This window comes from Thauera mechernichensis (assembly GCF_029588855.1).
Taxonomy (GTDB): domain Bacteria; phylum Pseudomonadota; class Gammaproteobacteria; order Burkholderiales; family Rhodocyclaceae; genus Thauera; species Thauera mechernichensis.
In genome coordinates this window covers 403,858-429,215 of the sequence record NZ_JARQZE010000001.1, presented here as the reverse complement: position 1 = coordinate 429,215, position 25,358 = coordinate 403,858, and the positions used below count along the sequence as shown (strand labels likewise).

15 protein-coding genes are annotated in these 25,358 nt (G+C 67.0%); 12 read left to right on the top strand and 3 right to left on the bottom strand.

What is annotated here, in order from left to right:
- Positions 1-41: 41 nt before the first annotated feature.
- The 5 genes from P7F68_RS02060 (at position 42) to P7F68_RS02040 (ending at position 14,654) form a co-directional block, all read left to right on the top strand.
- On the top strand, positions 42-2,237 hold the full coding sequence (locus P7F68_RS02060; protein WP_002944457.1) for a type I secretion system permease/ATPase: 2,196 nt from the start codon (positions 42-44) through the stop codon (positions 2,235-2,237).
- Complete coding sequence (locus tag P7F68_RS02055) at positions 2,237-3,655, top strand: HlyD family type I secretion periplasmic adaptor subunit (protein WP_002944455.1); 1,419 nt, start codon at positions 2,237-2,239, stop codon at positions 3,653-3,655. Before P7F68_RS02060 ends, P7F68_RS02055 begins: the two co-directional genes overlap by 1 nt.
- Positions 3,656-3,657: 2 nt before the next feature.
- Positions 3,658-4,275, top strand: a complete 618-nt coding sequence (locus P7F68_RS02050; RefSeq protein ID WP_002944445.1) for a response regulator transcription factor — start codon at positions 3,658-3,660, stop codon at positions 4,273-4,275.
- Positions 4,276-4,404: 129 nt separating this feature from the next.
- Positions 4,405-14,268: a retention module-containing protein gene (locus P7F68_RS02045; RefSeq protein WP_277830251.1), complete on the top strand. Its 9,864-nt coding sequence runs from the start codon at positions 4,405-4,407 to the stop codon at positions 14,266-14,268.
- Positions 14,269-14,324: 56 nt separating this feature from the next.
- Positions 14,325-14,654 (top strand): hypothetical protein, encoded by a 330-nt coding sequence (locus tag P7F68_RS02040; RefSeq protein WP_002944440.1) that lies wholly within the window; start codon positions 14,325-14,327, stop codon positions 14,652-14,654.
- Positions 14,655-14,702: 48 nt separating this feature from the next.
- On the opposite strand, the gene P7F68_RS02035 is transcribed toward P7F68_RS02040, so the two are convergent.
- Together P7F68_RS02035 and P7F68_RS02030 are read right to left on the bottom strand one after the other, a co-directional pair.
- Positions 14,703-16,622 carry an EAL domain-containing protein gene (locus P7F68_RS02035; RefSeq protein ID WP_002944439.1) on the bottom strand — a complete coding sequence of 640 codons (1,920 nt, stop codon included), beginning with the start codon at positions 16,620-16,622 and terminating at the stop codon, positions 14,703-14,705.
- Positions 16,623-16,647: 25 nt separating this feature from the next.
- Entirely contained in the window at positions 16,648-17,343 is a 696-nt protein-coding gene (locus P7F68_RS02030; RefSeq protein ID WP_002931944.1) for a transglutaminase-like cysteine peptidase, read from the bottom strand.
- Positions 17,344-17,569: 226 nt separating this feature from the next.
- Between P7F68_RS02030 and P7F68_RS02025 the strand changes: the two genes are divergently transcribed.
- Entirely contained in the window at positions 17,570-19,033 is a 1,464-nt protein-coding gene (locus P7F68_RS02025; RefSeq protein WP_002944438.1) for a TolC family outer membrane protein, read from the top strand.
- 36 nt (positions 19,034-19,069) lie between these two features.
- Here P7F68_RS02025 and P7F68_RS02020 read toward each other — a convergent pair whose 3' ends face one another.
- Complete coding sequence (locus tag P7F68_RS02020) at positions 19,070-19,852, bottom strand: enoyl-CoA hydratase/isomerase family protein (protein ID WP_002931954.1); 783 nt, start codon at positions 19,850-19,852, stop codon at positions 19,070-19,072.
- A gap of 170 nt (positions 19,853-20,022) precedes the next feature.
- Here P7F68_RS02020 and P7F68_RS02015 point away from each other — a divergent pair, with 170 nt between their 5' ends.
- The 6 genes from P7F68_RS02015 to P7F68_RS01990 all read left to right on the top strand — a co-directional run bounded on the left by P7F68_RS02015 (position 20,023) and on the right by P7F68_RS01990 (position 25,351).
- Positions 20,023-20,343: a DUF485 domain-containing protein gene (locus P7F68_RS02015; RefSeq protein WP_386039804.1), complete on the top strand. Its 321-nt coding sequence runs from the start codon at positions 20,023-20,025 to the stop codon at positions 20,341-20,343.
- Complete coding sequence (locus P7F68_RS02010) at positions 20,343-22,019, top strand: cation acetate symporter (RefSeq protein ID WP_002944434.1); 1,677 nt, start codon at positions 20,343-20,345, stop codon at positions 22,017-22,019. Before P7F68_RS02015 ends, P7F68_RS02010 begins: the two co-directional genes overlap by 1 nt.
- A 574-nt stretch (positions 22,020-22,593) precedes the next feature.
- Entirely contained in the window at positions 22,594-23,889 is a 1,296-nt protein-coding gene (gene paeA, locus P7F68_RS02005; RefSeq protein WP_277830242.1) for a polyamine export protein PaeA, read from the top strand.
- A gap of 52 nt (positions 23,890-23,941) precedes the next feature.
- Positions 23,942-24,355, top strand: coding sequence for a hypothetical protein (locus tag P7F68_RS02000; protein WP_277830241.1), 414 nt, complete (start codon positions 23,942-23,944; stop codon positions 24,353-24,355).
- Positions 24,356-24,365: 10 nt separating this feature from the next.
- Complete coding sequence (locus P7F68_RS01995; RefSeq protein ID WP_277830240.1) at positions 24,366-25,043, top strand: helix-turn-helix domain-containing protein; 678 nt, start codon at positions 24,366-24,368, stop codon at positions 25,041-25,043.
- Positions 25,040-25,351 carry a hypothetical protein gene (locus P7F68_RS01990; RefSeq protein WP_002945527.1) on the top strand — a complete coding sequence of 104 codons (312 nt, stop codon included), beginning with the start codon at positions 25,040-25,042 and terminating at the stop codon, positions 25,349-25,351. The genes P7F68_RS01995 and P7F68_RS01990 overlap by 4 nt, the downstream gene beginning before the upstream one ends.
- Positions 25,352-25,358 lie beyond the last annotated feature (7 nt).

Sequence of the window (25,358 nt, the reverse complement as noted above, 5' to 3'; positions counted from 1 at the left end):
TGGGCAGTTGCCCATAGAATGCGTCCAATTGTTCATCATGGATGACCTTCTGCGTGCAGCAAGCCTCGATCACCCTGGCGCCAGGCGCTGAGCCGGCATCGACCCCGGAACCGTCGCCGCGCGGCACGGATGCACTGCTCGCTTGCCTGCTGGTCGTGGCCCAGGCGCATGGCTTGTCCGTCACCCGCGAAGCCGTGCTCGCCGGCCTGCCGCTCGAGGGCGGGCGGCTCGGCCCGGCGCTGTTCGAACGCGCGGCAAGCCGGGCCGGGCTGTCGAGCCGCATCGTGCGCCAGGCCCTCGAGCACGTCGAACCCGCGCTGCTGCCCGCAGTGCTGCTGCTCGAGGACGGCCAGGCCTGCGTGCTCATGCGCGTGGACGCAGCCGCCGCCGTGGCCGAGGTGGTGTTCCCCGAGCTCGGCGACAGTGTGGTGACGATCGCGCTCGCCGAGCTGCGCGCGCGCTATGTCGGCGTCACCCTGTACGCGCGCCCGCGCCACCGCTTCGACGCGCGTACGCCCGAGGTCCGCGGTACGCGCGCCGGGCACTGGTTCTGGAGCGTGATGGCCGAGAACCGGGCGCTCTACCGCGACGTGCTGCTCGCGGCGCTGGTCATCAACGTGTTCGCGCTCGCGCTGCCCTTGTTCTCGATGAACGTGTATGACCGCGTCGTCCCCAACAATGCCATCGAGACCCTGTGGGCGCTCGCCATTGGCGTCATGATCGTCATCTGCGGCGACTTCGTGCTGCGCATGCTGCGCGGCTACTTCGTCGATCTTGCCGGTAGCCGTGCCGACGTCAAGCTGTCGGCGGTGATCATGGAGAAGGTGCTTGGCCTGCGCATGGAGGCCCGGCCCGACTCGGCCGGCTCCTTCGCCTCCAACCTGCGTGCCTTCGAGTCGGTGCGCGACTTCATCAGCTCGGCGACGGTCACCGCCTTCATCGACCTGCCGTTCGCGCTGCTCTTCGTCATCGTCATCGGCTGGATCGGCTGGCCGATGGTGATCCCCTTCGTCGTCGGCATCACGCTGCTGCTGCTCTACTCGCTCACCGTCCAGCGCCGCATGCATGCGCTGGCCGAAACCACTTACCGCGCCAGCGCGCAGCGTAACGCCACCCTGGTCGAGGGCCTGGTCGGCATGGAGACGGTGAAGGCGATGGGGGCCGAGGCGGTCATCCAGGGCAAGTGGGAGAAAAGCGCAGCGCTGGTCGCAAGCGTCGGCGCACGCCTGCGCCTGCTCGCCGCCACGAGCTCGAACGGCGCCCTGTGGGTGCAGCAGATGGTGAGCCTGTCGACAGTCATCATCGGCGTCTACCTGATCAGCGAGGGCGAGCTCACCATGGGCGGCCTCATCGCCTGCTACCTGCTGTCCTCGCGCGCGATGGCGCCGATCGGCCAGGTCGCCGGGCTGCTGGTGCAGTACCACTCCGCAGCGACCGCCTTCGAATCGCTCGAGGAGCTGATGCAGCGCCCGGTCGAGCGTCCGCAGGACAAGCGCTTCCTGAGCCGTCCGCTGCTGCGCGGCGACATCGAGTTCCGCAACGTCAGCTTCGCCTACGGCGAGGGCGAAATGCCGGCCCTGCGCGAGGTCTCCTTCACCATCCGTGCCGGCGAGCGCGTGGGCATCCTGGGCCGTGTGGGCTCAGGCAAGACCACGCTCGAGAAGCTCATCCTCGGGCTCTACCAGCCCACCGGCGGCGCCGTGCTGGTCGACGGCATCGACCTGCGCCAGCTCGACCCCGCCGAGCTGCGCCGCAACATCGGCTATGTGCCGCAGGATGTCACCCTGTTCTACGGCTCCCTGCGTGACAACATCGTCATCGGCATGCCGGAGGCGGGCGACGACAAGGTGTTGCGTGCCGCGCGCATTGCGGGCATCGCCGACTTCGTCGACGCCCACCCGCACGGTTACGGCATGCTCGTCGGCGAACGTGGCGAATCGCTCTCGGGCGGGCAGCGCCAGGGCGTGGCCATCGCCCGTGCGCTGGTCGCCGACCCGCCCATCCTGCTGCTCGACGAGCCTTCTGCCTCGATGGACCACGCCAGCGAGGAGGCGCTCAAGCAGCAGCTGCGCGCGCACGGCGCCGGCAAGACGCTGATCGTGATCACGCACCGAACCTCGCTGCTCGATCTGGTCGACCGCATCATCGTCATCGACGCCGGTCGCATCGTCGCCGACGGGCCCAAGGCCCAGGTGGTCGACGCCCTGCGCCAGGGCCGTATCGGGAGGGCAGGCTGATGTTGCCGCGCATGCAGCGTTCGCTGTTCGACAAGGTTGGCGAGGTGTCGCAGGGCTCGACGCAGCTCGGCGGTGGTGCGCTCGACCGCCTGGTGCGCAGCGCCGCCCGTGGCGACCGCCCGGGCGCCGATGACTGGATGGGCGAGGCCGACTGGGCCCGCCTGCAGCAGGAGCCGCTGCGCGCACGCGGCCTGCTGTGGATCATCGCCCTCGTGCTGGTCGCGCTGGTCGCGTGGGCGGCGCTGGCCGAACTCGATGAGGTCACGCGCGGCGAGGCGCGTGTCATTCCGTCGTCGCAGCTGCAGGTGGTGCAGTCCTTCGATGGTGGCGTGGTCGAGGAGATCGCCGTCCGCGAAGGCCAGGTCGTCGACACCGGCGAGCTGCTGTTGCGCATCGACCCCACGCGCTTCGTCTCGACCCTGCTCGAAAGCCGCGCCACCGCGCAGGCGCTGCAGGCCAGGGCAGCCCGCCTGGAGGCGCTCACGCGCGGCGGCGAGTTTGCCGTCGCCGCAGAGCTCGAGCGCGAGATCCCCGACATCGTCGCCCACGAACGCCGCATGTTCGAGACCAGTCGTGAGGGTATCAACGCCCAGATCGCCATTGCCCGCCAGCAGCTCAGCCAGCGCCAGCAGGAACTCAACGAAGTGCGCGCACGCCGCGATCAGGCTGCACGCGGCCTCGATCTTGCGGTGCGCGAGCTTGACGTCACCCGGCCGCTGGTGCGTTCCGGCGCGGTGTCCGACGTCGACATCCTGCGTCTCGAGCGCGATGTCGCACGCATGCGCGGCGAGCGCGACCAGGCCGCGGCGCAGATCTCGCGCGTGCAGGCCGCAATCACCGAAGCCGAAGGCAAGATCCAGGAGGTCGAGCTGGCGGTGCGCAACCAGTGGCGTGCCGAGCTCTCCGACACCATGAGCAAGCTCGGCAGCCTGTCCGAGGGCGCCCGTGGGCTCGAGGACCGCGTCAAGCACGCCGAGATCCGCTCGCCGATGCGTGGCACCGTCAAGCGCCTGCTCGTCAATACCGTGGGCGGCGTGGTACAGCCCGGCCGCGAGGTGGTCGAGATCGTCCCGCTCGACGACGCCCTGCTGCTCGAGGCGCGCATCAAGCCCAGGGACATCGGCTTCCTGCGCCCCGAGCAGCCGGCCGTGGTCAAGTTCAGCGCCTACGACTTCGCCATCTACGGTGGGCTCGACGCCGTCGTCGAGCACATCTCGGCCGATACCGTGCTCGATGACAAGGGCAACGCCTTCTACATCGTGCGCGTGCGCACACTGCAGAACGAGCTCGGCGAGGGCATGCCGATCATCCCCGGCATGGTCGCCGACGTCGACATCCTCACCGGCAAGAAGAGCGTGCTCGCCTACCTCGCCAAACCCGTGCTGCGCGCCAAGGCCAAAGCACTGACGGAGCGCTGAGCATGACCGAATACTTCATCAGCCCCAGCGCGCGGGCGCTCGACGCCTGGCGCAAGGCTTTCTCGAGCGCGGTGGTGCTTGGTTCCGCCGAACAGCTGCCGGCACTGGCCGCGGATGACCTCGTCTGGGTCGATGTCGAACTCGACGATTGGGCCGGCACGGTGCGCAGTCTGACCGCGAGGGGCGTGCGCGTGGTCGTCGTGTCGGCCCTGCCCGCGGACGAGCAGGCCCTGCGTGCGCTCGACAGCGGCGCGCGCGGCTACTGCCATGCATTCGCGGCCGCCGGCTTGTTCCACGAGGTGGCGCTCGTCGTGCGCCATGGTGGTCTGTGGGTCGGTCCGCAGCTATTGGCGCGCTTGATAACCGGGCTGGCGCCGCAACTCGCCCAGGCACCCGAGGCGCCCGCTGCACCCGCGCTCGATGAGCTCAGCCCGCGCGAGCGTGAGGTGACGATCGCCGTTGCCGAAGGGCTCACCAACAAGCAGGTCGCCCTGCGTCTCGACATCTCCGAACGCACGGTCAAGGCGCACCTGGCTGCGGTCTTCGACAAGCTCGGCGTCCCCGACCGCCTGCAGCTCGCCTTGCTCGTCTCCCGCGTCGGCGCTCAAGCCCAAGCGTGACGTAGTTCGCAGCCTGTCCACCTGGACAATAGCGCCTGCGCCGATGCCTCCGTACGCTTGCCAGCATCATGATTCTTGGTGCCCGGTCGCATCACGCGGCCAAGCGGCGCATAACGGAGAGCGAACGAAATGGCTGAAGCCCAGGTGGTTGGAAACGTCGTCTACGTCAGTGGTCAGGTTCTCGCCCGCAACGCCGATGGCGAACTGCGCGTGCTCAAGGTCGGCGACACCGTCCTCGAAGGCGAGGTCATCATCACCGGCCCCGGCGCCCGCGTCGAATTCTCCCACGCCGACGGCGCCACCACCCTCGTCCCCGAAGACAGCAGCGTCCTCGTAGCCGCCGACATGGGCGAGGCCGGTCGTGCCGACGCCCGTGCAGCTGCTGTCGAAGACGCCACCATCGCCCAGGTCATCCAGGCCATCGAAGCCGGGCAGGACCTGGGCGAAGTGCTCGAGGACCCGGCAGCCGGCCTGGCTGGCGGCGGCGCGGGCGAAGGCAGCAGCTTCGTGCGGCTGCTGCGCATCAGCGAGGACCTGGAAGGTGCGGGGCCGGTCGTCGATGGCAATGCTGAGGGCGATCGTCTCGAGTTCACCGCAGGTGCAGTCGATGGGCGGGCGGGCGCTGCGGCTGATGACGACGGCGCCCCCGTCGACACCCTGGCTCCGAGCGTCGTGGTGACGATCAATCCGGACGGGACTGTCAGTATCGTCTTCAGCGAGCCGCCGGTGGGCTTCGAGGCGAGCGACGTCGTTGTGACCAACGGTTCGATTTCCAACCTGGTGCAGGATCCGACCGATCCGACCCGTTGGACCGCCGACCTGACCCCGGCCGCTGGTTTTGAAGGTACGGTCACGGTCGAGATTCCCGCCGGTAGCTACACCGATGCGGCGGGTAATTCGGGCGGCGGCGGCAGCGACAGCACCGTGGTTGACACGCTCGCACCGAGCGTCAACGTCACCATCAACCCCAACGGCACCGTCAGCTTCGTGTTCAGCGAAGCCCCGGTGGGCTTCGAGGCTGCAGACGTCGTTGTGACCAACGGCAGCATCAGCAACCTCGTCCAGGACCCGACCGACCCGACGCGCTGGACGGCCGATCTGACCCCGGCCGCGGGTTTCGAGGGCAACGTCACCGTCGAAGTCCCCGCCGGCAGTTACACCGACGTCGCCGGCAATGCCGGTAGCGGCGATAGCGACAGCACGGCAGTCGACACGCTCGCGCCGAGCGTCAATGTCACGATCAACCCGGACGGTACCGTCAGCTTCGTGTTCAGCGAAGCCCCGGTGGCCTTCGAGGCTGCAGACGTTGTTGTGACCAACGGTTCGATTTCGAACCTGGTGCAAGATCCGACCGACCCGACGCGCTGGACGGCCGATCTGACCCCGGCCGCGGGCTTTGAAGGCACCGTGACCGTTGAAGTCCCCGCCGGCAGCTACACCGACGTGGCCGGCAATGCTGGCAGTGGCGATAGCGACAGCACCGCGGTGGATACCTTGGCCCCGAGCGTCAATGTCACGATCAACCCGGACGGCACGGTGAGCTTCGTGTTCAGCGAAGCCCCGGTGGGCTTCGAGGCTGCCGATGTGGTCGTCACCAACGGTTCGATCTCGAACCTGGTGCAGGATCCGACCGATCCGACGCGCTGGACGGCTGATCTGACCCCGGCCGCGGGCTTTGAAGGCACGGTGACCGTCGAAGTCCCCGCCGGTAGCTATACCGACGTGGCCGGCAACGCCGGTAGCGGCGATAGCGACAGCACCGCGGTCGACACGCTCGCGCCGAGCGTCAATGTCACGATCAACCCGGACGGCACCGTCAGCTTCGTCTTCAGCGAGCCGCCGGTGGGCTTCGAGGCGAGCGACGTGGTCGTCACCAACGGCAGCATCAGCAACCTCGTCCAGGATCCGACCGACCCGACCCGCTGGACGGCCGACCTGACCCCGGCCGCCGGCTTTGAAGGCAACGTCACGGTCGAAGTCCCGGCTGGCAGCTATACCGACGTGGCCGGCAATGCCGGTAGCGGCGATAGCGACAGCACGGCAGTCGACACGCTCGCGCCGAGCGTCAATGTCACGATCAACCCGGACGGCACGGTGAACTTCGTCTTCAGCGAAGCGCCGGTGGGCTTCGAGGCGAGCGACGTCGTTGTGACCAATGGTTCGATCTCGAACCTGGTTCAAGATCCGACCGATCCGACGCACTGGACGGCTGATCTGACCCCGGCCGCGGGCTTTGAAGGCACGGTGACCGTCGAAGTCCCCGCCGGCAGCTACACCGACGTGGCTGGCAATGCCGGCAGTGGCGATAGCGACAGCGCCGCGGTCGACACGCTCGCGCCGAGCGTCAATGTCACGATCAACCCGGACGGCACGGTGAGCTTCGTGTTCAGCGAAGCCCCGGTGGGCTTCGAGGCGAGCGACATCGTCGTCACCAACGGCTCGATCTCGAACTTGGTGCAGGATCCGACCGATCCGACGCGCTGGACGGCTGATCTGACCCCGGCCGCGGGCTTTGAAGGCACGGTGACCGTCGAAGTCCCCGCCGGCAGCTACACCGACGTGGCTGGCAATGCCGGCAGTGGCGATAGCGACAGCACCGCGGTCGACACGCTCGCGCCGAGCGTCAATGTCACGATCAACCCGGACGGCACGGTGAGCTTCGTGTTCAGCGAAGCCCCGGTGGGCTTCGAGGCTGCAGACGTTGTTGTGACCAACGGCAGCATCAGCAACCTCGTCCAGGACCCGACCGACCCGACGCGCTGGACGGCTGACCTGACTCCGGCCGCTGGCTTCGAGGGCACGGTGACCGTCGAAGTCCCCGCCGGCAGCTATACCGACGTGGCTGGCAATGCCGGTAGCGGCGATAGCGACAGCACGGCAGTCGACACGCTCGCGCCGAGCGTCAATGTCACGATTAACCCGGACGGCACCGTCAGTTTCGTGTTCAGCGAAGCGCCGGTGGGCTTCGAGGCGAGCGACGTCGTTGTGACCAACGGCAGCATCAGCAACCTCGTCCAGGATCCGACCGACCCGACGCGCTGGACGGCCGATCTGACCCCGGCCGCGGGCTTTGAAGGCACGGTGACCGTCGAAGTCCCCGCCGGCAGCTATACCGATGTGGCCGGCAATGCTGGCAGTGGCGATAGCGACAGCACCGCGGTGGATACCTTGGCCCCGAGCGTCAATGTCACGATCAACCCGGACGGCACGGTCAGCTTCGTCTTCAGCGAGCCGCCGGTGGGCTTCGAGGCGAGCGACGTCGTTGTGACCAATGGTTCGATCTCGAACCTGGTTCAAGATCCGACCGATCCGACGCGCTGGACGGCTGATCTGACCCCGGCCGCGGGCTTTGAAGGCACGGTGACCGTCGAAGTCCCGGCAGGCAGTTACACCGACGTCGCCGGCAATGTCGGCAGTGGCGATAGCGACAGCACCGCGGTGGATACCTTGGCCCCGAGCGTCAACGTCACGATCAACCCGGACGGCACCGTCAGCTTCGTCTTCAGCGAAGCCCCGGTGGGCTTTGAAGCTGCCGATGTGGTCGTCACCAACGGTTCGATCTCGAACCTGGTGCAAGATCCGACCGACCCGACGCGCTGGGCCGCCGATCTGACCCCGGCTGCCGGCTTTGAAGGCACCGTGACCGTTGAAGTCCCCGCCGGCAGCTACACCGACGTGGCCGGCAATGCTGGCAGTGGCGATAGCGACAGCACCGCGGTGGATACCTTGGCCCCGAGCGTCAATGTCACGATCAACCCGGACGGCACGGTGAGCTTCGTGTTCAGCGAAGCCCCGGTGGGCTTCGAGGCTGCAGACGTCGTTGTGACCAATGGCAGCATCAGCAACCTCGTCCAGGATCCGACCGATCCGACGCGCTGGACGGCTGATCTGACCCCGGCCGCGGGCTTTGAAGGCACGGTGACCGTCGAAGTCCCCGCCGGCAGCTACACCGACGTGGCTGGCAATGCCGGCAGTGGCGATAGCGACAGCACCGCGGTCGACACGCTCGCACCGAGCGTCAACGTCACCATCAACCCCAACGGCACCGTCAGCTTCGTGTTCAGCGAAGCCCCGGTGGGCTTCGAGGCTGCAGACGTCGTTGTGACCAACGGCAGCATCAGCAACCTCGTCCAGGACCCGACCGACCCGACGCGCTGGACGGCCGATCTGACCCCGGCCGCGGGTTTCGAGGGCAACGTCACCGTCGAAGTCCCCGCCGGCAGTTACACCGACGTCGCCGGCAATGCCGGTAGCGGCGATAGCGACAGCACGGCAGTCGACACGCTCGCGCCGAGCGTCAATGTCACGATCAACCCGGACGGCACGGTGAGCTTCGTGTTCAGCGAAGCCCCGGTGGGCTTCGAGGCTGCAGACGTTGTCGTGACGAACGGCAGCATCAGCAACCTGGTGCAGGATCCGACCGACCCGACGCGCTGGACGGCCGACCTGACCCCGGCCGCCGGCTTTGAAGGCAACGTCACGGTCGAAGTCCCGGCTGGCAGCTATACCGACGTCGCCGGCAATGCCGGCAGTGGCGATAGCGACAGCACGGCAGTCGACACGCTCGCGCCGAGCGTCAATGTCACGATCAACCCGGACGGTACCGTCAGCTTCGTGTTCAGCGAAGCCCCGGTGGGCTTCGAGGCTGCAGACGTTGTTGTGACCAACGGTTCGATTTCGAACCTGGTGCAGGATCCGACCGACCCGACGCGCTGGACGGCCGATCTGACCCCGGCCGCGGGTTTCGAGGGCAATGTCACGGTCGAAGTCCCCGCCGGTAGCTACACCGACGTCGCCGGCAATGCTGGCAGTGGCGATAGCGACAGCACCGCGGTCGACACGCTCGCGCCGAGCGTCAATGTCACGATCAACCCGGACGGCACGGTGAGCTTCGTGTTCAGCGAAGCCCCGGTGGGCTTCGAGGCGAGCGACGTTGTTGTGACCAACGGTTCGATTTCGAACCTGGTGCAGGATCCGACCGACCCGACGCGCTGGACCGCCGATCTGACCCCGGCCGCGGGCTTTGAAGGCACGGTGACCGTCGAAGTCCCCGCCGGCAGCTACACCGACGTCGCCGGCAACGCCGGCAGTGGCGATAGCGACAGCACCGCGGTGGATACCTTGGCTCCGAGCGTCAATGTCACGATCAACCCGGATGGCACGGTGAGCTTCGTGTTCAGCGAAGCCCCGGTGGGCTTCGAGGCTGCAGACGTTGTCGTGACGAACGGCAGCATCAGCAACCTCGTCCAGGATCCGACCGACCCGACCCGCTGGACGGCCGACCTGACCCCGGCCGCCGGCTTTGAAGGCAACGTCACGGTCGAAGTCCCGGCTGGCAGCTATACCGACGTGGCCGGCAATGCCGGTAGCGGCGATAGCGACAGCACGGCAGTCGACACGCTCGCGCCGAGCGTCAATGTCACGATCAACCCGGACGGCACGGTGAACTTCGTCTTCAGCGAAGCCCCCGTGGGCTTCGAGGCTGCAGACGTCGTTGTGACCAATGGCAGCATCAGCAACCTCGTCCAGGATCCGACCGACCCGACGCGCTGGACGGCCGACCTCACGCCGGCCGCTGGTTTCGAGGGCAACGTTACGGTTGAAGTCCCCGCCGGCAGCTATACCGATGTGGCCGGCAATGCTGGCAGTGGCGATAGCGACAGCACCGCGGTGGATACCTTGGCCCCGAGCGTCAATGTCACGATCAACCCGGACGGCACCGTCAGCTTCGTCTTCAGCGAGCCGCCGGTGGGCTTCGAGGCGAGCGACGTCGTTGTGACCAATGGTTCGATCTCGAACCTGGTGCAAGATCCGACCGACCCGACGCGCTGGACCGCCGATCTGACCCCGGCTGCCGGCTTTGAAGGCACCGTGACCGTTGAAGTCCCCGCCGGCAGCTATACCGACGTGGCCGGCAACGCCGGTAGCGGCGATAGCGACAGCACCGCGGTCGACACGCTCGCCCCGAGCGTCAATGTCACGATCAACCCGGACGGCACGGTCAGCTTCGTGTTCAGCGAAGCCCCGGTGGGCTTCGAGGCGAGCGACGTTGTTGTCACCAACGGTTCGATTTCGAACCTGGTGCAGGATCCGACCGATCCGACGCGCTGGACGGCTGATCTGACCCCGGCCGCGGGCTTTGAAGGCACGGTGACCGTCGAAGTCCCCGCCGGCAGTTACACCGACGTGGCCGGCAACGCCGGTAGCGGCGATAGCGACAGTACGGCAGTCGACACGCTCGCGCCGAGCGTCAATGTCACGATCAACCCGGACGGCACGGTCAGCTTCGTGTTCAGCGAGGCGCCGGTGGGCTTCGAGGCTGCAGATGTGGTCGTCACCAACGGTTCGATCTCGAACCTGGTGCAAGATCCGACCGACCCGACCCGCTGGACCGCCGATCTGACCCCGGCCGCAGGCTTTGAAGGCACGGTGACTGTCGAAGTCCCTGCGGGCAGTTACACCGACGTGGCCGGCAATGCCGGCAGTGGCGATAGCGACAGTACGGCAGTCGACACGCTCGCGCCGAGCGTCAATGTCACGATCAACCCGGACGGCACCGTCAGTTTCGTCTTCAGCGAAGCCCCGGTGGGCTTCGAGGCGAGCGACGTCGTTGTGACCAATGGTTCGATCTCGAACCTGGTGCAAGATCCGACCGACCCGACGCGCTGGACGGCCGACCTCACGCCGGCCGCTGGTTTCGAGGGCAATGTCACGGTCGAAGTCCCGGCCGGTAGCTACACCGACGTGGCCGGCAATGCTGGCAGTGGCGATAGCGACAGCACGGCGGTCGACACGCTCGCCCCGAGCGTCAATGTCACGATCAACCCGGACGGCACGGTCAGCTTCGTGTTCAGCGAAGCCCCGGTGGGCTTCGAGGCGAGCGACGTTGTTGTCACCAACGGTTCGATTTCGAACCTGGTGCAAGATCCGACCGACCCGACGCGCTGGACCGCCGATCTGACCCCGGCCGCGGGCTTTGAAGGCACCGTGACCGTTGAAGTCCCCGCCGGCAGCTACACCGACGTGGCCGGCAATGCTGGCAGTGGCGATAGCGACAGCACCGCGGTCGATACCTTGGCCCCGAGCGTCAATGTCACGATCAACCCGGATGGCACGGTCAGCTTCGTGTTCAGCGAAGCCCCGGTGGGCTTCGAGGCTGCCGATGTTGTCGTCACCAACGGTTCGATCTCGAACCTGGTGCAAGATCCGACCGACCCGACGCGCTGGACGGCCGACCTCACGCCGGCCGCTGGTTTCGAGGGCAATGTCACGGTCGAAGTCCCGGCCGGTAGCTACACCGACGTGGCCGGCAATGCTGGCAGTGGCGATAGCGACAGCACGGCGGTCGACACGCTCGCCCCGAGCGTCAATGTCACGATCAACCCGGACGGCACGGTCAGCTTCGTGTTCAGCGAAGCCCCGGTGGGCTTCGAGGCTGCAGACGTGGTCGTCACCAACGGTTCGATTTCGAACCTGGTGCAAGATCCGACCGACCCGACGCGCTGGACCGCCGACCTCACGCCGGCCGCCGGCTTTGAAGGCACGGTGACTGTCGAAGTCCCGGCTGGCAGTTACACCGACGTGGCCGGCAACGCCGGTAGCGGCGATAGCGACAGCACCGCGGTCGACACGCTCGCGCCGAGCGTCAATGTCACGATCAACCCAGATGGCACCGTCAGCTTCGTCTTCAGCGAAGCCCCGGTGGGCTTCGAGGCGAGCGACATCGTCGTCACCAACGGTTCGATTTCGAACCTGGTGCAGGATCCGACCGACCCGACGCGCTGGACCGCCGACCTCACGCCGGCGGCCGGCTTTGAAGGCACGGTGACCGTCGAAGTCCCCGCCGGCAGCTACACCGACGTCGCCGGCAATGCCGGTAGCGGCGATAGCGACAGCACGGCAGTCGACACGCTCGCGCCGAGCGTCAATGTCACGATCAACCCGGACGGCACCGTCAGTTTCGTCTTCAGCGAAGCCCCGGTGGGCTTCGAGGCGAGCGACGTCGTTGTGACCAACGGCAGTATCAGCAACCTCGTCCAGGACCCGACCGACCCGACCCGCTGGACCGCCGACCTGACCCCGGCCGCCGGCTTTGAAGGCACGGTGACCGTCGAAGTCCCCGCCGGTAGCTATACCGACGTGGCCGGCAACGCCGGTAGCGGCGATAGCGACAGCACGCTGATCGATACCAGCGCGGCGATTACCGTCAGTCTTAATAACGTCGGTAGTGCCAATGTCACCGCGGTGCCGATCACCGGCACCACCACCAGTGTGGAGCCCGGCCAGACGGTTACGCTCGTCATCAGCGACAACGCCCCCGCCACGCCGGATGTGACGGTCACGACCACGGTCAATGCCGACGGCAGCTACGGCACCACGGCCAACCTCAGCGCGCTCACCGATGGTCCGCTCACGGTCACCGCCACGGTTACCGACCTTGCCGGCAACACGGCTGTGGATAGCGACAACGGGGTGAAGGCCATCGCCGACACGCCCAACCTCGCGCCCATCAACGACATCTTCATCCTCACTCCCGGCAGCACCGTCATCTCTACGGGTGGTAGCGACACGGTGGTCACGCCGGGCGACAACAACTCCGGCAATGGTGTCTTGAGGGCGGATCTCGAGCGCGAGCTTGGCCTGCCCAGCGGCTACCTGAGCAACCGTTTCAACCCTGTGGGCGAAAACGTCACCCACAACGGCAACGTCACCGTGCTCGACGGCAAGGTCACCGAATCGCATCACGCAATGACGGCCGGCTCCACGGTGAGCTGGAACTACATCTTCACCAACGGCGAGAACCTCGCGTCCGAGGTTGCGAATGGCTTCAACGACCTGGTCGTGCTCATCGTGACCGATCCCTCCGGCGCCAAGCAGTCGATCCTGGTCAACGCCTCCGAGGTCAAGTTCCCGCAAAGCAGCGTCAGCGACAGCTTCACCTTCACCGCCAGCGCCGATGGCCAGTACAGCTTCCAGTGGCTGGTGCTCAACGGTGGCGACCGCCTCAAGGACTCGTCGCTGCAGCTGTCTGCGCCGCGCTTTGGCGCGCCGGGCGATGCTGCGGCCTACGGTGCGCCCGTGCGCCTGCCCGTGTTTGCCGAACTGGCTGACAAGAGCGGGTCCGAGGTGCTCACCGTCGTCGTCTCCGGCGTTCCTGCCGGCGCCCGCTTCACCTCGGGTACCGACAACGGCGACGGCACCTGGACCTTCACCGCGGCCGAGCTCGGCAACCTGCTGCTGATGCCGCCTGCAGGCTTCTCCGGCTCGATGGCGCTCACCGTCACTGCGATCGCACGTGAGACCGCGAATGACGACACCGCGGTCAGCCAGCAGACCGTCAACATCACCTTCAACCAGACCGACTCCACCGTCACCAACAGCACCGGTGCGGGCCAGACGCTCAACGGCACCGGCGGCGACGATCTCATCCGCGGCTATGCGGGCGACGACACCATCAACGGCGGTGCCGGCGACGACCTCATCTTCGGCGGTGCCGACAATGACACCCTGCGTGGCGGGACGGGTAACGACTGGCTGTATGGCGGGCAGGGCAACGACACCCTGTACGGCGATGCCGGCAACGACGTCCTCGTCGGCGGTGCGGGTAACGATACCCTGTATGGTGGTGCCGGAGCCGACGTGTTCAAGTGGCAGTTCGGCGACCAGGGCAGCACCAGCGCGCCCGCGGTCGACGTGGTCAAGGACTTCAGCGTGAGCCAGGGCGACGTGCTCGACCTGCGCGACCTGCTGATCGGCGAATCCCACCAGGGCATCGACGCCGGCAACCTCGCCGACTACCTCGACTTCAGCTTCGAGCCGGGCGCGGGCTCCGCCGCCGGGACGACCGTCATCGCGGTCAAGACCCAGGGGGCGGCAATGACGGGGCCGGACCAGATCATCCGCCTCGAAGGTGTCGACCTGCTGGGCGGCCTGGCCGACGACAATCAGATCATCCAGAACCTGCTCAGCAGCGGCCGGTTGATCACCGACTGACCATGTCCCAATGGCCTGCCGGGGCAACCCGGCAGGCCACCGCAAGAGGCTCAGGCATGCCTTACGTAGAACGCAACGCCGCTGGAGACATTGTCGCCGTCAGCGCCACCGAAGACGCGATCCACCGTCACCTCGTCGACGCCGAAGACCCACAGCTGCGGGTCTTCCTGCACAAGCTCAGCGCCACCCCCGGGCTCGCCGAGACGGATCTGCACATGGTCCGCGTGCTCGAGGATCTCATCGACCTGCTCGTCGAACGCGCGGTGATCCGCTTTACCGACCTGCCGCCCGCGGCCCAGGAGAAGCTCAGCGCACGGCGCAGCGCACGGGTCTCGATGCGCAGCCTGCACCTGCTCGACGACGCTGACGGACAGGTGGTGCTCTGACCTACCGCGTCCGCCGCGCCCTGGCCCGCTGTCCGCAGGCCCGGGCGCTCATGCTTGCGCCTGCACGCCTGGTCCGGTCACCCCGTCCACCCCCAGGCGTGTCAGCGCCGCTTGCTCCTGTGCCGTGCTCACGCCCTCGGCAATGACCTGCACGCCGATGCTGTGCGCCAGCATGCACAGGCTGCGCAGTACGTTCTGGTTGCCGGGCTCGGTGTCGATGCTGCGCACCATGGACGCATCCACCTTGATGTAGTCCAGGCCCAGGTCGTGCAAGTCACCGATGCGCTTGAGCTCACGGCCGCAATGCTCGATACCGATCCGGCAGCCAAGCGGCTTGAGCATCTGGCACAGCTCGCGGAACTCCGCAGGGTGCTGCACCACGCCGTACTCCGGTACCTCGACCCACAGCTTGCGTGCAGCCTCGGGTCGGCTGTCGAGCAGCGTCTGCAGATGGTTACGGAAGGCTGCATCGCACAGCGACTCGGCCGATATGTTGATGCCCAGCGCCGACGGTTCCTGTTCCACGTCCAGCAACGCACGTCGCACAACCTCGGCGTCGATCCGGCTCACCAGCCCGAGGCGCGCCGCCCACGGCATGAAATAGCCCGCGCTCTGCCACTCGCCACCCATCTCCAGGCGCACCGGCGCCTCCTGGTGCAACACGGCGCCGCCTGTCGACAGCACCGGGAAGCGTGCCAGCATCATCCGCGACTTCAGCACGGCATCCTCGATCGCACAGCGCCAACCATGCAGGTCGGTATGCGGCAGGGGCGGCCGGCCGGGGTCGGCGATGCGGATCATGCGCGCGCCGTCCTGCTCGGCCCCCGCCAGCGCCCCGTCGGTATGGGCGAGCAGCGCCTTCAGCGCCGTGCCTGGTGCAAACGCGCATGCCCCCAGCGCAAAGGCCACCTCCAAGGGCTCGCCTTCGCCAGCGTGGGCGATCGCGCGGTCGATCTCCACCTGCATGCGCTGAGCGACTGCGGCGGCATCCTCCTCGCCGCAGGCCAGCAGCGCAAAATCGGTACCGTTCAGTCGTCCTGCCTCCCAGCCCGGCTGCGACGACGCCAGGTGCAGCAGGTGATGGCCGAGCGTGCGCAGCAGGGCATCGACCGCCGGTCGTCCCAGGCGGCGGTTCAGCGCAGCCATGTCGGCAATGCGCGCGATCGCCAGCGTGCCGCCGGCACGCGCATCCTCACGCTCCAGGGCACTCTCCACCTGGCGCAGGAACTGGGCACGGGTCATCAGGCAGGTCAGTGCGTCATGCTGGCTCTGGAAACGCAGCGCCTCCAGGCGCTCGGCCTCCTCACTCAGCATTTGCCGCACCCTGCCTGACAAGGCGTTCATCGCCCCCACCACGCGGCGGAACTCCAGCGTCCCCGGTTCGGCGGTGGTGACGAAGCGGCGCTCGCCAATCGCGCTCGCCTGCGCGACCACATCGTCGAGCGGGCGCAGGATGCGCTTGAGCAGAGCCGTACCCAGCGCGCCACAGGCCAGGCCACCAAGCGCAAACCACAGCAACAGGTCCAGCGTCGATTGCCACAGCGACTCATAGGCATAGCGGTCATGGCTCAGCACCTGCAGCGTACCGAACTGGTGCCAGCCATCCTGCACCTGCGCCACCCCCGCACCCGCCTGCATCGGCACCAGCGCCCGGAACCAGGCCGGCACAGTCCCCGCCTCGCCCGCGTCGCTCAGCTCGGCGATCGTCTCTCCATTGGGCGCGGTAAGCCGGATCAACCGGTAGTGGCCGGTGTCCATGCGCGCCGACATCTGCAGCTCGATGCTCACCGGGTCCTTCGGCAGATGCGACAGCACCAGCGCCAGCGCCCCTGCGTTGTCGATGTTCTTCACCGTCATCGCCTGCACCAGGTAAGCCCGCGCCGACAGGGTGCCCACGACCAGGCTTCCTCCCAGGGCGAGCACGGTCAGGCAGACGGTTGCGATCCACAGCTTCTTGATCAGGGACATGATGGGTGCATCCTTGCAGAGATCTTCATTTTCTCAGTTCGAGCCCTTCGCTCGCCATGCGCTCCAGCACGCTGCGCCAGCGCGACAGGCGCGCCGTCGGGTCTGCGGACGAGGTGCTCGCGCCCTGTACCCACAGGCCTTCGCTGGTGAAGCTGAAAATCGGAAACAGGTCGGGGCGGCGGCTGGCCGGGCGAATCTCGCCCACCAGGTTGTCCAGGATCAGCGGCTCGGCGTCGGCCGATTCGAAATAGCCCACCACCATATGGGCCTGCGACACCGTGCTTTGCGGCCCGCCGATGCGGGCTCGCACATAGATCAGGCGCAGCCGTTCGGCCGGCATGCCCAGCGCAATCAGGCTGGCGTACTTGGCGATTGCAAAATCCTCGCAATCGCCTGCGCCGCGCGCAAGCATCTCAAGCGGCGTCGCCCAGTAGTCCGCTTGCCGCCAAACCACGATGTCATCCTCGAAGCGCACCCGGCGGTTGAAGAACCCATTCACGCGCGCCAACTGGTCCGCCGTCTCCAGCGCCGCCGCCTCGCCCAGCATCGCACGCCAGTCGCGCACCTGCTCGGCCACTGCGTCGCCGTGGCGGGCGAGGGCGATGCGCTCCATGTGCTCGAAGTCGGCCTCGGCCAGCACGCGCGACAAGCCGCCCGCCAGCGCCAGTATGGCGAGCAGGTAACAAACCGTCCTGGAAAGGGCGACGAGGGTCAGGGGCATGACATAATGCTGGCCGGGTGCTCACGATTATGCGGGATCGGCCGTGATGCGGCACAGCGCTGGCCGCGCCACGACGTGACCCAGGACACGCCGGAGCCGGTAAATGCGCATGGCTTGTGCATTGCGTCACCGATTGCCGTCGATCTACCCACAACGCACGACCCGGATTGGGTCTAATGCGCACGTACTCCGAATCGCTCTCCGTTCGAAACCAAGGTTCTAATAAATGAACAATAAAGCTCTTCGCCGCACGCTCGGCATGATCGCACTCCTTGCGGTGCATGGCACTGCACAGGCAGCTTCCGCCCCAGTCCCCGACGCGCTGCGCGACGCCGTGCTCAAGGTCGTCGCCACCAACCCCGACGTGCAGGCACGCTGGCACGCTTTCCGCGCCGCCGGCGCCGAGCAGGACGTTGCGCGCGGCGGCTACCTGCCGCAGGTCGACCTCAACGCCGGCATTGGCCGCGAACGTGTCGACCGTCCCCGCGAACCCGTTGACAGCTACACCCGCCGCGGCGCCACCCTGTCGCTCAACCAGATGCTGTACGACGGCTTTCTCACCCGCAGTGAAGTGTCCCGCCTTGGCTACGCTCGTCTCGCCCGCTACTACGAAGTTGTCGATGCGGCCGAAACTGCCGCGCTCGACACGGTGCGCACCTACGCCGACGTGCTCCGCTACCGCGAACTCGTGCAGCTGGCCAAGGACAACTACGTCGAGCACCGCCGCGTGTACGACCAGATCGCCGAGCGCGCCGCCGCCGGCGTGGGCCGCCGCGTAGATCTCGAGCAGGCCAGCGGCCGCCTCGCGCTTGCCGAATCCAACCTCCTCACCGAGGTCAGCAACCTGCACGACGTCAGCGCGCGCTACCTGCGCCTGGTCGGCGAAGAGCCTGCCGAGCGCCTCACCGCGCTTCCCGACACCCTCGCCGGCAGCGAAGGCCTGCCTGCCACCGCCTCCGACGCCGTGCGTGCCGCGCTCGTCTCCAGCCCCGCCATCAACGCCGCGGTCGAGAACGTGCGCGCCGGCCAGGCAGAAGTCCAGGCTCGCCGCAGCGCCAACCAGCCGCGTATCGACTTGCGCGCCCGCCAGTCGCTCGACAACAACCTCGACGGCGTCAGCGGTAGCACGCGCGAAGGCGTGGTCGAAGTCGTGCTCAACTACAACCTGTTCCGCGGTGGCGCCGACCAGGCCCGCATCCGCCAGGCGGCAGAAACGCTCAACCAGTCCCGCGACCTGCGCGAAAAGGCCTGCCGCGACCTGCGCCAGACCCTGTCCATCGCCTACAACGACAGCGCCCGCCTGCGCGAGCAGCTCGGCTACCTCGACCAGCACCAGCTGGCCATTGCCAAGGCGCGCGAAGCCTATCGCCAGCAGTTCGACATCGGCCAGCGCACGCTGCTCGACCTGCTCGATACCGAGAACGAGTACTTCCAGGCTCGCCGCGCCTACACCGGCGCCCGCTTCGACCTCCTCACCGCCCAGGCGCGCACCCTCGCCGGCATGGGGCAGTTGCTGCCCAGGCTGCAAGTTGCCCGCGAAGGCTTGCCCTCGGCTGCCGAACTTGGTCAGGACCGCGACGGCATCGACCCCGCCGAGCTCTGCCCGCCGGACGCCCCGTCCATGCTGCAGGTCGACAAGGACGCGCTGTTTGCCGAGGCCCTGCGCGAGGCCGGCGCCCGCAGGCCCTGATCCCACTCGGCGCGGGGGGGCGCCTCGAGTGCTCCCTCAGCGCCCTTTGAACACCGGCGCGCGCTTGTTCAGGAAAGCATCCAGGCCTTCGCGGTAATCCTCGGTCGCCAGAAAGTCGAACGCAGCGCGCCGCTCGGCCTCATCCAGCGGCGCGCCAGTCATCAGCCGGCGCACCCACTGCTTGTGCCAGCGCGCCACCAGCGGTGCCCCTGCGCAGATACGCTCAGCGCTCAGCGCCGCCTCCTCGAACACGCGCTCGTCATCCACCACCCGGCTCAGCAGGCCCTTCTGCAAGGCCTCGCGTGCATCCAGGATACGGCCCTCGAGCAGGATCTCCAGCACCACCGCCGGCCCCACCAGCGCCAGCAGCCCGGCCATCTCCCCCGGGTACATCGAGAACCCCAGGCGGTTGATCGGCGCACCAAAGCGTGACGACTCGCCAGCGATACGGATGTCGCAGCAGCCGGCAATCTCCAGCCCGCCGCCCACGCACGCACCGCGGATCGCCGCCACCGTCGGCACCGCACAGTCGCGCAGCGCGTTGAGCGCGCTCGCCACCAGATCCTCGTGGTAGTGCATCGCGTCATCCACCGTCGCACGCACGGTCACGAACTCCTCGATGTCGCCGCCAGCGGCGAAGGCCTTCTCGCCCGCGCCACGCACAATCACGCAACGCACGCCATCGTCGGCCGCAACGCGCGCCATTGCGGCGGAAAGACCGCGCCACATTGCGGCATTCACCGCATTGAGCTTGGACGGGTTGCACAGCGTCACGGTGGCGACGCCTGCGCTGATTTCACAATCGATTCCTGGGTTCATCGGCAAGCCTGACTATCGTCGATCAAAATTTTCCATACGGGGTAGTATGGGATCTTATGGATGATATATCATCCGCCGCTGCTGATAACCCCGCGTCAGACGGAGCGCTCGGCAAAAAGGAGGGTGGAGGGCAATGCAGTTCTACGTTGCTTATCCATGAGGAGGGAGAAGTGTCTGTCTCAATGTATGCGCATATTCGGCGCAACCCACGCTTCAAGGAGCTGGTAGCCAAGCGGACCCGTTTTGCGGGCATCCTCGCGGTCATCGTTCTGGCCATGTTCTATGGCTTCGTCCTGCTCGTCGCGTTCGCGCCCGGGCTCATCGGCATGCGCCTCTCCGAGGGCAGCAACATCACCTTCGGCATCGTTGCCGGCCTGTTCCAGTTCGTCTTCTTCTGGGTGCTCACCTGGGTGTATGTCCGTCGCGCCAACGGCGAATTCGACGACATCAACAAAGAAATCGTAAAAGCAGCATGGAAGGACGAGAAATGATGAACGCCACCTTCCTGTCGCGCCTCGGCGCCGGTCTCCTCGTCCTCGCCCTCCCTGCGCTCGCGCTCGCCAAGGGCGACATGGGCCAGATGGAGAAGCAGGCCCTCAATTTCCACGCCATCGGCATGTTCTTCGTGTTCGTGATGCTCACCCTGGGCATCACCTACTGGGCGGCCAGCCGCACCAAGTCGACTGCCGACTTCTACACCGCGGGCGGCGGCATCACCGGCTTCCAGAACGGCCTGGCGATCGCTGGTGACTACATGTCCGCGGCCACGCTGCTCGGCCTCACCGCCATGATGTACATGCAGGGCGTCGACGCCTACATCTACATGCTGTCCTTTTTCGTCGGCTGGCCCATCATCCTGTTCCTGATGGCCGAACGCCTGCGCAACCTCGGCAAGTTCACCTTCGCCGACATCACCGCCTACCGCCTCAACCAGGGCAAGGTGCGCACCATGGCCGCGGTCAGCTCGCTCACCGTGGTGTGCTTCTACCTCGTCGCGCAGATGGTCGGCGCCGGCCAGCTCATCAAGCTGCTGTTCGGCCTCGACTACAACATCGCGCTCGTCGTCGTCGGCGCGCTCATGATGATCTACGTCACCTTCGGCGGCATGGTCGCCACCACCTGGGTGCAGATCATCAAGGCCGTCATGCTGCTCATCGGCGGCACCACCGTCGGCGTGCTCGCCTTCAGCCAGTTCGGCTTCAGCTTCGACGAGCTCACCACCCGTGCGATGGAAGTGCACAAGCTGGGCGCCAAGCTGCTGTCCCCGGGCAGCCTGCTCGCCGACCCCATCACCGCCATCTCGCTCGGCCTGGGCCTGATGTTCGGTACCGCCGGCCTGCCGCACATCCTGATGCGCTTCTTCACCGTCACCGACGCCAAGGAAGCGCGCAAGTCCGTGCTCTACGCCTCGGGCATCGTCGCCTACTTCTTCAACGTCATCGCCATCATGGGCCTGTGCGCCATCCTCATCGTCGGCACCAACCCCGAGTTCTTCGAGGGCGGTGAGATCGGCGGCAAGGTCGTCGGCGGCGGCAACATGATCGCCATGCACCTGGCCCAGGCCGTCGGCGGCAACCTGCTGCTCGGCTTCCTGTCGGCAGTGGCCTTCGCAACCATCCTCGCGGTGGTGGCCGGCCTGGCGCTGGCTGGCGCGTCGGCGATCTCGCACGACATCTACTCGCGCGTCATCATGAAGGGCAAGGCCAACGAAGCCACCGAGCTCAAGGTGTCCAAGTACGCCACCATCGGCCTGGGCATCGTCGCCATCCTGCTCGGCATGGCCTTCGAGAAGATGAACATCGCGTTCATGGTCGCGCTCGCCTTCGGCGTTGCCGCATCGGCCAACTTCCCGGTGCTCATCCTGTCGATGTACTGGAAGGGCCTCACCACGCGCGGCGCCCTCATGGGTGGCTACTCCGGCCTCATCAGCGCGGTGCTGTTCGTGCTGCTGTCCAAGTCGGTGTGGGTCGACGTGCTGCACTTCGAGTCGGCCATCTTCCCCTACACCCAGCCCGCCCTGTTCTCGATGCCCATCGCCTTCTTCATGACCTGGCTGTTCTCCACGCTCGACAAGAGCCAGGAAGCCAAGGACGAGAAGGAAGCCTTCGAAGACCAGTACGTGCGCGCCCAGACCGGCGTCGGCGCTGCCACGGCCGCCGCGCACTAAGCCGCACGCGCTCCAAGCCCTCGCGGCTGGCCCCGCTCCCGTAGGAGCGGCGCCAGCCGCGAGCTTTTTGGGGCCCACCCAACGCCCATCGCCCCAACCCCTCGCGGCTCGCGCCGCTCCTACGGTGGGAACACACGCTGCGGCGCTCTCCTGTGGGAGCGGCGCCAGCCGCGAGCCTTTTCATCGCACCCCCCCAACGCCCATCGCCTTCAACCCCTCGCGGCTCGCGCCGCTCCTACCGGGGTTACACGCGCCGCGGTTGGTTCCGCCGTAGGAGCGGCGCCAGCCGCGAGCCTTTCATCGCACTCACCCAACGCCCATCGCCTTCAACCCCTCGCGGCTGGCGCCGCTCCTACGGTGGGAACACACGCTGCGGCGCTCTCCTGTGGGAGCGGCGCCAGCCGCGAGCTTTTCATCGCACCCACCCAACGCCCATCGCCTTCAACCCCTCGCGGCTTGCGCCGCTCCTACAGGGGGGCGTGGGCTGCTGGTGATAGACTTCAGGACCTACCCAACCTGGTTTTGCCTTCCGGCGGGGCCTCTTGACCGAGAGTCATCTCCCAAAGGAGTCGTCGTGCTGTCCAACGATCTGTTCATCATCTTTTTGCTCATCATCGCGAGTGCTTTCTTCTCGATGTCCGAGATCTCGCTCGCCGCTTCGCGCAAGATCAAGCTCCGCCTCATGGCCGAAGGTGGCCACGTCAATGCCCAGCGCGTACTCGCGCTGCAGGACAACCCAGGCAACTTCTTCACCGTCGTGCAGATCGGCCTCAATGCCGTCGCCATCCTCGGCGGTATCGTCGGCGAGCAGGCCCTGTCGCCCCATGTCGCCGCTGCCATCGGCCTGGTGTACGACGGGCCGCGGCTTCACACCCTCAGCTTCGTGGTGTCCTTCGTCTTCGTCACCTCGTTGTTCGTGCTGTTCGCCGACCTCATGCCCAAGCGCCTGGCCATGGTCGAGCCCGAGCGCATCGCGGTCGGCCTGGTGCGGCCCATGCAGGCCTGCATCTGGGTTTTTGCGCCCCTGGTGTGGGTGTTCAACGGGCTCGCCAACATCCTGTTCCGCTGGTTCAAGGTGCCGAGCAAGCGCACCGAAGACATTACCGCCGACGACATCGTCGCCATGGCCGATGCCGGCGCCCAGGCCGGCGCGCTGCTGCGCCAGGAGCAGCACCTCATCAGCAACGTCTTCGAGCTCGACTCGCGCATCGTGCCCTCGGCCATGACCTCGCGCGAGAGCATCGTCTTTCTCACCCTCAGCGAATCCGAAGAGAGCATCCGGCGCAAGATCTCCGCGCACCCGCACGGCAAGTTCCCGGTGTGCGAGGACGGCATCGACAGCGTCATCGGCTATGTCGACGCCAAGGACATCCTGCCGCGCATCGTCAATGGCCAGGACCTCTCGCTGCGCACCCAGCCCATCGTGCGCAAGGTCCTCATGCTGCCCGACACGCTCAGCCTGTTCGAAGCCCTCGAGCGCTTTCGCGACGCCAAGGAGGACTTCGCGCTCGTACTCAACGAATACGCCCTGGTCGTGGGGCTGCTGTCCTTGCAGGACGTCATGAACACGGTCATGGGCGACCTCGTCAGCGCCTTCCAGGAAGAGCTCATCGTCCGCCGCGATGACAACTCCTGGCTCATCGACGGCGTCACCCCGATCGAAGACGTCATGCAGGCGCTCGACATCGAAGTCTTCGAGGGCTTCCAGAACTACGAAACGGTCGCCGGCTTCCTCATGTACCGCCTGCGCAAGGTCCCCAAGTGCACCGACTTCGTGGTCTATGCCGGTTACAAGTTCGAGGTCGTCGACATCGACAACTACCGCATCGATCAGGTGCTGGTCACACGCAGCGAGACGAGCGAGCCATGAGTCGAGGCGCCCTTGTCATTCATGGGAAAAAGACCATAATGGGGCAGGGCGTGTGAAGCTCGCCAGTACGGACCTGCACCACCCGCGAGCCAGGAGAGAGGCGCTTGCCATCGCACGGCTGGGTCCCGGCCCCCACCTGCTCGCGCTGTCGCAGTTTGCGGCCGTGTTCGACAGCCTCTGCGACGGTGTGCAGTTTCCGAACGCCCCCTACCTCGGCGCGAGCTACGGCATCGAAAGCGTCTTCGACGAACAGCACCGGGCCGGAGCCGTCACCGTTTTTTACCGGGTTTTCTGGGGTAGCGACGCGTGCGGGCTGGTGGCAGCGCTGTGCCAGGCAGACTTCGGCCGCCCCGTGTTCATGGCCATGACGGGTTTTGGCTTGCCTGGAGCCGCGGGTCATGGCGACAAGACCCGTGCCGTGGACGCTGCACTCAGGCTGGCGCGGGCGCGCAGCGTGGATCTATGAAGGGTGAAGAATGAGCGAGAGTGACACGAGGTATTCGGTAACGCGCACCGGCGGCCGAACCTTCCGCGTTGCCGCCGCACGCAAGGGCGGCGCGAATGACCTCACCGCGGCGCTTGCCGAGGCCGCCGGCGATGCCCCCGAGTTTCACGCCGGCTACCAGGCTGCGCAGCGCTACCTCGCGTTCGGTCGCGCCCTGCGGACCTTGCGCGAAGCGCATGGCATGACGCAAAAAGCGCTGTCCGAGCGCACCGGCATCGACCAGGCCGACCTCAGCAGAATCGAGAACGGCGTCTGGGGCAAGCGTGGCATCAGCGTGCTCACGATGGAGCGCATCCTCGCCGAACTGGGGCATCGCCTGGAGTTCAGCATCGTGCCGATCGAGCAGGCGTCGGGTCAGGTAGCGCAGGGGGGCGAAGCCCCGCCCTGGGTCGAACTGGCTCCGCAGGGGCAGCGGCTGGATGCGAGCGCGGGTGCCCGCACAGGCCTTCCGCCCTGGATCGAGGAAGTGCCGGACGACGCGCCGCAGGACCTTGCCCCGGGCGCGCTCAGGAACGCCCTCGCAGGCGTACTCGAAGACGCCGTCTTCAAGGCAGCGCTCGATCGAGAGTGGCGCGCAGCCTTCGCCAAGCGCCGGCGCCGGGCGACGCTGGCGCGCAGCAGTGCAAGGCCGGCAACGCTCAAGAAATGACGGTCGCGCTTGCCGGCGCCATCGCCGAGCTTCTCAGCGTCCTCAGCGGGCTACTGCTCATCGCCCCGGTCATCGCGCTCAACCGGCACCTTCGCGCCATCAAGACCGCGCAGGACCAGCTTGCAGCGCCGCGTACCAAGCTGACGCGCAGCATCGCCCGCGAGCTCAAGCCGCAGCTCGAGCGCGCAAAGATCCCCGAATGGTCGCGCCGCGACCAGCGCATGCTCATCTGGGCAATCGGGCTGTTTGCGGCCGCGTCGGCCATCAAGCTCTACCTTGCGGCGGCGGTCGCCCTGGCCGCAGGCTGAACCCGAC

What these genes read in the sequence shown, in the direction of transcription:
- P7F68_RS02060 (WP_002944457.1), top strand. Translation starts at nt 42, where the DNA reads ATGACCTTCTGCGTGCAGCAAGCCTCGATCACCCTGGCGCCAGGCGCT.
- P7F68_RS02055 (WP_002944455.1), top strand. Translation starts at nt 2,237, where the DNA reads ATGTTGCCGCGCATGCAGCGTTCGCTGTTCGACAAGGTTGGCGAGGTG.
- P7F68_RS02050 (WP_002944445.1), top strand. Translation starts at nt 3,658, where the DNA reads ATGACCGAATACTTCATCAGCCCCAGCGCGCGGGCGCTCGACGCCTGG.
- P7F68_RS02045 (WP_277830251.1), top strand. Translation starts at nt 4,405, where the DNA reads ATGGCTGAAGCCCAGGTGGTTGGAAACGTCGTCTACGTCAGTGGTCAG.
- P7F68_RS02040 (WP_002944440.1), top strand. Translation starts at nt 14,325, where the DNA reads ATGCCTTACGTAGAACGCAACGCCGCTGGAGACATTGTCGCCGTCAGC.
- P7F68_RS02035 (WP_002944439.1), bottom strand. Translation starts at nt 16,622, where the DNA reads ATGTCCCTGATCAAGAAGCTGTGGATCGCAACCGTCTGCCTGACCGTG.
- P7F68_RS02030 (WP_002931944.1), bottom strand. Translation starts at nt 17,343, where the DNA reads ATGCCCCTGACCCTCGTCGCCCTTTCCAGGACGGTTTGTTACCTGCTC.
- P7F68_RS02025 (WP_002944438.1), top strand. Translation starts at nt 17,570, where the DNA reads ATGAACAATAAAGCTCTTCGCCGCACGCTCGGCATGATCGCACTCCTT.
- P7F68_RS02020 (WP_002931954.1), bottom strand. Translation starts at nt 19,852, where the DNA reads ATGAACCCAGGAATCGATTGTGAAATCAGCGCAGGCGTCGCCACCGTG.
- P7F68_RS02010 (WP_002944434.1), top strand. Translation starts at nt 20,343, where the DNA reads ATGAACGCCACCTTCCTGTCGCGCCTCGGCGCCGGTCTCCTCGTCCTC.
- P7F68_RS01995 (WP_277830240.1), top strand. Translation starts at nt 24,366, where the DNA reads ATGAGCGAGAGTGACACGAGGTATTCGGTAACGCGCACCGGCGGCCGA.
- P7F68_RS01990 (WP_002945527.1), top strand. Translation starts at nt 25,040, where the DNA reads ATGACGGTCGCGCTTGCCGGCGCCATCGCCGAGCTTCTCAGCGTCCTC.